Annotated in this window: 10 protein-coding genes and 1 tRNA gene; 3 read left to right on the plus strand and 8 right to left on the minus strand. The window is 49.2% G+C overall.

The window, feature by feature from the left end; all coding sequences use genetic code 11:
- Positions 1-106 precede the first annotated feature (106 nt).
- The gene (ychF, locus tag J4G02_16675) at positions 107-1189 is read left to right on the plus strand and encodes a redox-regulated ATPase YchF (GenBank protein ID MCE2396191.1); all 1083 of its coding nucleotides are present in this window, start codon (positions 107-109) and stop codon (positions 1187-1189) included.
- Positions 1190-1193: 4 nt separating this feature from the next.
- On the opposite strand, the gene J4G02_16680 is transcribed toward ychF, so the two are convergent.
- The 8 genes from J4G02_16680 to J4G02_16715 all read right to left on the minus strand — a co-directional run bounded on the left by J4G02_16680 (position 1194) and on the right by J4G02_16715 (position 8574).
- The gene (locus tag J4G02_16680; protein MCE2396192.1) at positions 1194-1676 is read right to left on the minus strand and encodes a ubiquinol-cytochrome c reductase iron-sulfur subunit; all 483 of its coding nucleotides are present in this window, start codon (positions 1674-1676) and stop codon (positions 1194-1196) included.
- A gap of 11 nt (positions 1677-1687) precedes the next feature.
- Positions 1688-2653 (minus strand): hypothetical protein, encoded by a 966-nt coding sequence (locus J4G02_16685; GenBank protein ID MCE2396193.1) that lies wholly within the window; start codon positions 2651-2653, stop codon positions 1688-1690.
- 280 nt (positions 2654-2933) lie between these two features.
- Positions 2934-4256 carry a copper oxidase gene (locus J4G02_16690; GenBank protein MCE2396194.1) on the minus strand — a complete coding sequence of 441 codons (1323 nt, stop codon included), beginning with the start codon at positions 4254-4256 and terminating at the stop codon, positions 2934-2936.
- 1 nt (position 4257) lies between these two features.
- On the minus strand, positions 4258-5706 hold the full coding sequence (locus tag J4G02_16695; protein MCE2396195.1) for a TolC family protein: 1449 nt from the start codon (positions 5704-5706) through the stop codon (positions 4258-4260).
- A 21-nt stretch (positions 5707-5727) separates the two neighbouring features.
- Positions 5728-6486: a DUF3347 domain-containing protein gene (locus tag J4G02_16700; GenBank protein ID MCE2396196.1), complete on the minus strand. Its 759-nt coding sequence runs from the start codon at positions 6484-6486 to the stop codon at positions 5728-5730.
- A 121-nt stretch (positions 6487-6607) separates the two neighbouring features.
- Entirely contained in the window at positions 6608-7072 is a 465-nt protein-coding gene (locus J4G02_16705; GenBank protein MCE2396197.1) for a hypothetical protein, read from the minus strand.
- An 86-nt stretch (positions 7073-7158) separates the two neighbouring features.
- Complete coding sequence (locus J4G02_16710; GenBank protein MCE2396198.1) at positions 7159-7746, minus strand: hypothetical protein; 588 nt, start codon at positions 7744-7746, stop codon at positions 7159-7161.
- A gap of 111 nt (positions 7747-7857) precedes the next feature.
- On the minus strand, positions 7858-8574 hold the full coding sequence (locus J4G02_16715) for a hypothetical protein (protein MCE2396199.1): 717 nt from the start codon (positions 8572-8574) through the stop codon (positions 7858-7860).
- A gap of 512 nt (positions 8575-9086) precedes the next feature.
- On the opposite strand from J4G02_16715, the gene J4G02_16720 reads away from it, so the two are divergent.
- Positions 9087-9163, plus strand: a tRNA-Arg gene (locus J4G02_16720).
- Positions 9134-9349, plus strand: a 216-nt coding sequence (locus tag J4G02_16725) for a hypothetical protein (GenBank protein ID MCE2396200.1), incomplete at its 3' end; no start/stop codon positions are given. The genes J4G02_16720 and J4G02_16725, both read left to right, overlap by 30 nt.

Raw genomic sequence — 9349 nt, forward strand, 5'->3', positions numbered from 1 at the left:
GAATGCGGGGCAATTGTACATTACTCTGGAAGTCAAGTCAACTCTTGTTACATCTTGCAATCCCTTTTTCTATCATCAATGGACGCCTAGAAAGAAGGTTTGATAAATGAAAATTGGTATCGTTGGACTTCCCTATGTTGGAAAAACTACCCTGTTCAATGCGCTGACACAGTCTGAAGCAGAAACAGGGACTTATGCCGCCAAAAAGGGTGCCAATGTCGGTTCGGTGAAAGTGCCGGACGAGCGGTTGGCAGCGTTAGCGGAGGTATTCAACCCGCAACGGGTGACTCCAACAAGCATTGATTATGTGGATATCGCCGGTGTTTCCAAGGGGGATATTGCGCTTGAGGGATTGGAAACGGGAGCCATCGCTGAACTCCGTGAGGTTGACGCGCTTGCACATGTGGTGCGTGTATTCGCAGATGACGCTGTGCCCCACGTTGACGGCGATGTACACCCGGAGCGGGATATCGAAACGATCGACATCGAACTTGCCTTTGCAGATCTGGGGATTATTGACAGCCGCTTAGATCGGCTCAACCGGGAACTCCGGACACAGAAAATTCCAGTGTTAGAACATGAACGCTCGGTGTTAGAACAATGTAAAAACGCGCTGGAAAAGGGCACTGCTATTAGAGAGCTGCGGCTTTCCTCTGAAGATGAGCGGACGATACGCGGTTACGGATTCTTGACGCAAAAACCGTTGTTGTTAGTTTTCAATATTGGGGAGGATGAGTTGCAAAGGGCAGACGAAATAAGGGCTGGACTCGAAGTGTCCGATCGACAAATTGAAATAATCACACTTTCCGCCAGTTTGGAGATGGAGCTTGGGCGGCTGGACACGAAGGATGCGAAAATTTTCCGTGTTGAAATGGGCCTCGACGAATCCGCTCTGGCGAGAGTGATTGATGTTTCGTACCGCACCCTCGGACTAGTGACCTTCTTCACTGTTGTCTCCGATGAGTTGCGGGCTTGGACACTCAAAAGTGGGATGACCGCGCTTGACGCGGCGGCAGCAATCCATACGGACATGGCGCGAGGATTTATCCGTGCAGAGGCCATTCACTGGGCGGATCTGGTGGATTGCGGCGGATTAACAGAAGCGAGGGATAGTGGACTGCTCCGGCTTGAAGGAAAAGATTACCTTGTTTCGGATGGCGATGTTTTGACGGTGCGTTTTAACGTTTAGAGGTTCAAGACTCCTTTACATATAACACGCCATCTTCCACTTTGACTGGCAGCTTTTCCATCGGTCGAGGCGGTGGACCCGCAACGACATTTCCCGAACTGTCGAAGACTGCACCGTGGCATGGACAGAAGAACTGATCTTTCCCCTCATCCCATCGAACAAGGCAACCGAGATGGGAGCAGACACGTGAATACACCACGAAATTTCCATCCCCTTGATCTGTCACGTAGACAGACCGTTTCTTGTTGGTCTCAACCCACCCATCTTTGGCATTAAAGGTGTAGTTGATCTTTTTATAGCGACTCCCCTTTAGCAAATCCAGGATTCCGAGATCTACCCATTTCTTTGATGTTTTTTTGAATGCAGGTGAAATGGCAAATCCTATCAGCGGGACACCCATTGCTAGACTGATGATACCGCTGATGGCTGCCATACAAGCCTTAACAAATGTGCGTCGCTTCTGCCCTTGCTCTGGCACGTTTGTCATATCAATCCCTCCTAATTTAAGTCTTCATCTAAGTCAATCTCCTCCACGCTGAAGCGGAGATGTGCTTTATCGACCACATCAATGATTCCCTGCCACTGTTTTTGGGTTTTCTCAGAGATGCCCTCTGCCTCAAGGGTTTGGGCAAATTCATTGATGGCACTGTGGAACTGTTGTTGAAAATAGGTATATTCTTTTGTTTCGTTTGGATTTTTAGGAGGTTCAAAATAGTCGATTAATTCAGTATACTTGCCAAGCCGTTTTGCTGCCTGCACTGCCGCTGCCTTATCATTATCCTTTGATTCTGCCCCCTTTTGGAAATACGCACGGATAAGGTCATATTCGTCTTTCATCATCGCCATGACCTCTTTTAGATCTTCAGGTTCAATCATTTCTGAGGCATCTTCCTCACTTTTCGCGGGTCTTTTCAAAAACAGAGCATAACTGAGGGCAAGCATCTTTTTTGGCATGAGTGCGACGGCTTGAGAGGCTGCTTGTTCTCCGGCGAATGGTTCAATATCTTCGCCGACTTTGAATTTATCCTCAATCCCTTTTCCACTAAACTGCTTGAGGAATTCGTCGTTGGCAATTCCAGCGATTTCGTTGTGTTTATGTACCCCAACCTTGACTACCTTTCCCGTCATATCGAGTCCCACACCACCGCTGATGAGGTCGTTTGGTCCCTTAACAGATACAAACAGAGCTAACCCGATTGGCTTTTTGTTTTCATTGACAGCGATGTAAAATGTCGGTTTCAAGTCTTCGGGACGCAGCTTTGTTCCGATCTCCGCTTCGATGGAAGTGACTTTTTCGGGCGTTAGATCCGCCTTCTTTTCCACAAAGTTCGTCGCGTTTGGCAAAATGGACATTAACTTCTCACGGGGCAGGGGTGTTTCCTCAGCCCATGCGAAAGTGAACAAGGTCGCAATTAACATACTGAAAAAGGCGATTCGGCAAAATGTAATGGCTTGGGGTTTCATCGATTTTTCTCCTTGCAAACTATTTTGACATCAGTATAACTGCCACAGATAGCCGCTGTCAAGAGAATCAAGGGAAGGTAGCGACGAGTCGTCTAGTTACTACCTGTTGCTCTGCCGGGAGTTCAGCGTGAACACGAAAATACAAGCAAACGGCGTAATCCTAATAAGAATCGGTATCGTAGGGAACAACGATCGTTGTTCCCTACAACTTATTGGAGGCAAATGTCGAGATGCGAATCTTGACCTACTGTGTGCCTTCATTTCTAAACTGGGACCCTATTTATCCCAGATCGCGGCGAAGTTCCTCTGCTGATGCAACGTCCGCCACTGTTCCCGGAGGGTGTTTGTACCACCCCGGATCGTCATAGCTGGCAAGCTGCTCCCGAACTTTTAGGATGGTAAACATACCACCCATTGTGATGTAATCGAAGGGACCCCGTGCACCGACCATAGGAATGCTGTTCTTTGGCACTGGCATGTGTCCCGCTTCAACGTGAATCCCGTGTTCTCCCATGCCGTGCTCTCCCATCATCATATACGCAGGCAGCAGGTGACGAACTTTCTGATCGAACGCTTTTTTCTCAATACCCACTACATTTGGAAAATCGTGTCCCATCTGATTCATGACGTGGTGGGTCATGTGGCAGTGCATCCCCCAATCCCCCGGCTCGCTGGCGATAAACTCAATATCCTGCGTGTCACCAACAGGAACAAAGAGAGTGGTACCGGGATGCTGCGCCGAAACTGGGATGCTACCTCCATTGGTTGCGGTAACCTTGAAGTAATGCCCGTGGAGGTGAATCGAATGATGGTCCATCGCTGAGAGATTGCCAAAGCGAATCCGTACCCGATCCCCCATTTTGGCGACCAACGGCTCGGTTCCGGGATAACACTTCGCGTTCATTGTCAGAACGTTGAAATCATTCATTTCGTTGGGATTGGGTGTGGAGGTGCCGGGATCAATCCGCCATTCACTTAACATGATAGCGAAGTCCCGATCTACCTTGTAATCGGACGATGGTTTTCTGGGATGGAAAACCATCATTCCCATCATCCCCATCGCCATCTGCGTCATTTCGTCATGGTGGGAATGGTACATATAGGTCCCCGATTGACGCACCGTCCACTCATATTTGAAGGTCTCGCCCGGTTGGATAGCGCGCTGGGTTAGTCCGCCGACACCGTCCATCCCGTTCGGGAGAAATATCCCGTGCCAATGGACCGATGTCGGAGCCTTAAGTTTATTGGTGACGTAGATGCGAATCCGCTCGCCCTCCACCGCCTCGATCGTGGGACCGTGAACCTTTCCGTTATACCCCCAGCAGTTTGCCCTTAGACCGGCAGCGAAATTATGCGATACCTCCTCAGCGACTAGGTGAAAAACTTTGACACCGTTGACAATCTTCCACGGCAAAGAGGAGATGTTCGGCGTGATGACCGGCGTATAGTGCTTATTAGGCAACCCCGGCTCCAATGCTGGCTGTTGCGCAACACCTGCGTAAGATTTCTCCCATTGGGGTTCTGCCGCGCTGGATTTAGCCGCTCCTAAAGCGACGGCACCGCCGACCAGTGCCCCTGTTTTCAGCATGTTTCTTCGATTCATTTTAATGCCCTCCTCCTGCATCTACGTTAACAGTTCGCTCCCCTTGCGATAGGGGTGTATCGGCCTGTACATCCATAACTAGCCGGCCGTTAAGAATCTGATCAAACTCGGCTCGTGCAACATGATAATTGTAGAGTTCTTGGATGTAATTTCGACCGGCATCAATCTGTTGCTGTTTCGCTAACAGCAGCTGTGGCGTTCCCACCTGCATTGCGTTGTACTGTAGCTGGACCTGTTCGAGGATCTTCTCTTGGAGCGGAAGTATCTCATTCTGATAGGACAGCGCGTTTTGTCGAGCATTCAGTAAACGACGCTGCGCTCCGCGAACCACAGAACGAATCTCAACCGCTAGTGCGTGGTACTCCTCTTGCCGTCGGCGCAATTTTGCTACTGCCGCCGCCCGCTGACCTTGTTTTCGATTAAACAAGGGAATCTCAAATCCAAGTGCGGGTCCCGCTGACCATGCTCCTGCTTCCTGTTCAAGCTCTCCACCAATTTCTAACCGTGGAACTAGGGACATTGCCTTTGCCACACCAAGTTGTTTTCCTAAAGACACAATCTCTCCTCGTGCGATCGCGAGGTCTATGCTCTTTTCAATAGCAATCTGTTCAACATTATCAAGGTTCATGGGGTCCGTTGAGATGTCTGGCAGCCGAGCTTCAACTGTCCAAGCTGTCTCTTGACCCCACATACCCATCAACCGGTTGAGTTGTTCACGGCTTTCGGCAAGTGTTACCTCTGCAGTAGTAAGTGCTAGCTTCGATTGTTCATAAAGCGTGCGTTGAAGCAGCGGATCCAATTCTGGGATATTCCCGGCTTCGTAGAGTTGGCTAGCAAATTGGTAGCCCGCATCGCTTGCCAACACAACCTGCTGCAACATTTCCAGCATCTGCTGTTCAGACTGAACGCGATAAAACGCCCTGCGTGTCTGGCCCGCCAAATCCATCACGGCCGCTGTCACGCGGAGTTTTGCCGTCTCGAACTCCGATTTTGCAGCTGACTTTCGCATTGACCCATACAAAACTGAGAGAAAATCCATCTCAATCTTAAATACATAGTGGTCGTGAGCGGGGTGTGCTGTATCTGGATCTTGTGGAAGCCCAAAGGTTGCGTCTCCATGAAAAGCAGGATTTGAAGGAGTACCCGCTTCAATGACAGCGGCGTGTGCGATACCTAGATCCTCATAGGTTGCCTGTAAACGACGGTTATTCAACAGCGCAATTTGCACAGCGGCATCAGCGACCAACGGCTTGCCTAGCAATTCTTTAGTCGTTTGCGCTGCTTCATCAGCCGGATCGGTATTCGCATTCCAATGAACAGGAAAACCGATACGCTCATCTACCTGCTGCTGGACTTCGCTGAAAGCTACTCTTTTTGATACGCCGGCGCAGCCGGCTAGTATGAATAACGCCGCGAAAAATAACGCGGCGTATCTCATTTTTTCGTTCATTTGTCAAACTCCTCACCTGTGTTAATGACTATGCTTGTGCGATTCCATGTCCTTGGCATCAGACATATCGGCACTTGAGACGGACATCCGTTCTTTCGCGGTGTGACACCTGAGCATCGCGCTTCCGAAATACGGGTTACGAACGGGCTCACCAATTTGCATCCATATCCCTGCTTTAGGGACATCGGGTGCCATCCCGCACACATAGCTGTAGACCGGCTTCCCATAATTTGCAGGGACCCCCACCGCTGCAATAAAGTGCTTAAAGCTATCGCTCAGTGAGCCGTAGGCGATTCGGGCAGCTTTGATGTCCGAGAGATTGCCAAGCTTATGCGCGGTGTCGTGAATCATCTCTGTGTGGGCTTCGTGAGCGTTCCACAATTCAGCAGGGACTTCGGCCTCAACAGCGTGGAAGGCTTCGATTATTGCGTGTGCCTTCGCATTGACATCGTCCATCGTATCGGAAGCCAGTTGGTTCCCGATGGCAAGGTAGGCATCAAGCATCGCACCCAAGGCGTCCGCGCCATCAGGAGAGAGCGCTGCACTGCTATGATCGGCATCCCCTTCGTGCATTTCCGTCATTGGCATATTTTCTTTATGCATCTTTGCCATCGGCATATTGTGGTGATCGGCTGATGCTCCCTGTTGGGCGTTGGGATTTGCTGGGTGGTCTTGTGATGTGGCGACGTCAACGGTTTTGGTGCCGCAGCCGATAGCTAGCGGTAAAAACAGCGTGAAAAGTATGGGTAGAAATTGTCCATTGAAAACTCTGGATAACATGAGAATAACCTCCGTTTGGAATGAAAGATAATCAAAGATAGACTGGCGGTGTTGTGGCGTAGGCGCACAGATACACCAACCGATCAATACATTTCAAATAAAAAAAAGGTGTATAGGAAAATTAGGCGAGAAAAAACGGAGGTGCCCGAGGAGAGAGCTGTGGGATGGGTGGATCGGTATAGGGTTCGTGGGGAAGCTGCAGATAAGTCGTGAAAGAGGCAAAGTCAGCAGAAATTTGAGGCGTTGAGGAGATTAAGACAACAAGTGAGAACGAGTCTTTTTGTATTTGCAAGGCGACTTGGGGTTCGCTTGCTCCAAGCGAGTCCCACTGGTTGAGGCAACAATGTCCTTCCCCATCCCGACGATTTTCGTGAGGGGCAGGTGGTTCATTTCCAGACTCACAGCAAGTGGCTAGCTTCGTTTCATCAACGGTTTGCGAGTCAATCCGATGTTGATGATGACTCGAATCCTTATCAGAGCCGGTGTGCCCATCCGCTTCTGGGATTGCTGCACACTGAACCGGACAGATGAAGTAAATCGAAGCTAGTGAGAGTAAGAAAAGTGCGCCAAGGTTTTTTAATCTCATTATATGGCTACCTCCCATGCAATAGTATGCCTATGCAGTGGGAAAAAGTGTTGTACATTACTAGAACCTTCCGAAGATTGGGGCTACTACATATATTCTTCTTCATCATCCTCAGCGGGGTAGATGTTGACATCCGATAATGAGATTGATTCGCCGACATAGAAGGTCAACCAATTCCCGACCAATTCGACAGACATCATCTCATCATCTTCACTGGTGTATTCGTGCAACTCTGCCTCGAATGTCTCCATCTCTAGGAGATTTACAACGGTCATCTCCGCCGGAACAATCTCCTGCCGCTCGTATTCAACGGCAATTTCGGCGTCTTCGTCATCAGGATCGGGGTAGTGAAGCGTGATTGTATCAGGCAAATCCTCAGATAACTCTTCTTCGCCGTCAATGATCCAGCGGGAGATTTCATATTCGTTTGTGCCACCAATCCGATCCACGCCTAACACCACTACCTCATCTTCGTCCTCAAGACGATACATGTAACGCAGTAAACTGTGACCTTCATACTTTTTCCGCTCCGTCAACTCAAACGTCCGGGAAGCGGCGTCGCTGATTTCAAACGTAATTTCATCGGAGAGCTCAATCATGCTTCCAAGCGGAATATCCAACAATTCGTGCCGCTTCGGTTTTTCATCTCTTGATTTGCGGCGGAATAGTGCCATTGCGTTTCCCTCTACTCAATACTGTAAAACGAGTGATTCGACGATTTAGTTTATGCGTTATGATGTTTTTTTTAACGCGGGATGGCGCACCACGCTGCGCTCCGAGCTGAGTTAGAAGTAACCTTTGTTATACATTATCACAACGACAACACCAATAATTAGGAGGCTCCCAAAAACAAGGACGAACCAGGTGCCACCAGAGGTCTTTTTCTGAACAACAATCTTTTGGGGTTGTGTTTGCGTTTGGGATTGTGTTTGCACCCCGGAGGTTGAGGCGGTCTGACTGTCGCTTGCTAATACAATGTTGCGGAGCGTCTCTTCGTCTGGAAGTTCTTCAACTGTCACCGCCTCTTCAGCATTCTCGCCATAAAATTTATCGGCGTTCTCTGTGACATGTGATTCAATGTAGTCCTCGTCTCGGTTTGTTCCCGGATCGACATAGCGCGAATCTGGTTTGATACCTTGGCTGTCATAATAGGCTCGCCACTTTTCGTACTCCATCTGTCGCTCGTGCGACCAATGCGATCTATCGTAGTTCGGATGGTGATAGTACCACATCCAACTGTGGCGGAGCCGGTGGTTATAGTAATCGTGGAAGTAGATTCCCGAAATCATATTTGCAAATACCATACTAGCAGTTAGGCTATAGATCGAGTAACCTGCCATTGGATAATACATACCGAAATTATTGACGGTGATTGGAGACTGCGCCTCACGTGCTTGGCGACGGGCGCGAGCGGTGTCTCGCTCTGCACGTCTAACTTGGCGTTTGAGGCTACGATTTTCCGCCTTGAGGTTGCGCGTCTGCTGGCGTCGTTGGGATTGCATAGACCGTCTTTGGCTGCTGCTCATGTTTCTCGTGGAGACAGCGGAACCGGTTTTTGCACTGCTCATTGCGCTCTGTCTTTGTCGTACAGCGCTGCTGGACCGTGCTGTACTCGATCGTGATGAGCTAGCGGTGCTACTGCCGTAGCTCCTGCTGGTGCTTGCCCTAGCTGTTCGGGAGCTTGAACGTACTGATGAACTGCCGTAAGTCCTTGATGACGAGGTGCTGCTTCGGGTTGATCTTGTATAACTTCTACTACCGTAGCTCCTGCCACTGGATCTGAAGCCTTTTGAAAAAACGTCAGAACCTATACTAAATGCGAATAAAACAAGAACTGCCACAATCGACACTTTTTGGAAAGGACGTCTCATATTAGCTGCCTCCTTGGGAAGTCGGAACAAGCTCTCTCATCTTATTGAACACTCTTGTCCCTGTAGAAGTTCCATGCGCCCGAAAAATAACCAGAATTTGCTTGACAAACTATAGTGCGTGAATTATTATTACAATCTAGGCTGTGCCTGTAGCTCAACTGGATAGAGCGTTAGCCTCCGGAGCTAAAGGTTGGGCGTTCGAGTCGCCCCAGGCACGCCAAACCTACCTTATCTCCTTTTTTCTTCCATACTTCTGACTTGGAATTACCATCAGTTTGCATTTCCTTTAGGAAAATTATACTTTCTATCCGTATTCCTGTCAATAATGATTTACACGCTTACCGCCCATATGTCTGATATTTTTCCAAAACAGCAAAAACCTGATACGATTTTGCCGTTCCTCTCG

Source organism: Candidatus Poribacteria bacterium (assembly GCA_021295755.1).
Lineage (GTDB): Bacteria > Poribacteria > WGA-4E > WGA-4E > PCPOR2b > PCPOR2b.

What these genes read in the sequence shown, in the direction of transcription:
- J4G02_16705 (MCE2396197.1), bottom strand. Translation starts at nt 7,072, where the DNA reads ATGAGATTAAAAAACCTTGGCGCACTTTTCTTACTCTCACTAGCTTCG.
- J4G02_16680 (MCE2396192.1), bottom strand. Translation starts at nt 1,676, where the DNA reads ATGACAAACGTGCCAGAGCAAGGGCAGAAGCGACGCACATTTGTTAAG.
- J4G02_16715 (MCE2396199.1), bottom strand. Translation starts at nt 8,574, where the DNA reads ATGCAATCCCAACGACGCCAGCAGACGCGCAACCTCAAGGCGGAAAAT.
- J4G02_16700 (MCE2396196.1), bottom strand. Translation starts at nt 6,486, where the DNA reads ATGTTATCCAGAGTTTTCAATGGACAATTTCTACCCATACTTTTCACG.
- J4G02_16695 (MCE2396195.1), bottom strand. Translation starts at nt 5,706, where the DNA reads ATGAACGAAAAAATGAGATACGCCGCGTTATTTTTCGCGGCGTTATTC.
- ychF (MCE2396191.1), top strand. Translation starts at nt 107, where the DNA reads ATGAAAATTGGTATCGTTGGACTTCCCTATGTTGGAAAAACTACCCTG.
- J4G02_16710 (MCE2396198.1), bottom strand. Translation starts at nt 7,746, where the DNA reads ATGGCACTATTCCGCCGCAAATCAAGAGATGAAAAACCGAAGCGGCAC.
- J4G02_16690 (MCE2396194.1), bottom strand. Translation starts at nt 4,256, where the DNA reads ATGAATCGAAGAAACATGCTGAAAACAGGGGCACTGGTCGGCGGTGCC.
- J4G02_16685 (MCE2396193.1), bottom strand. Translation starts at nt 2,653, where the DNA reads ATGAAACCCCAAGCCATTACATTTTGCCGAATCGCCTTTTTCAGTATG.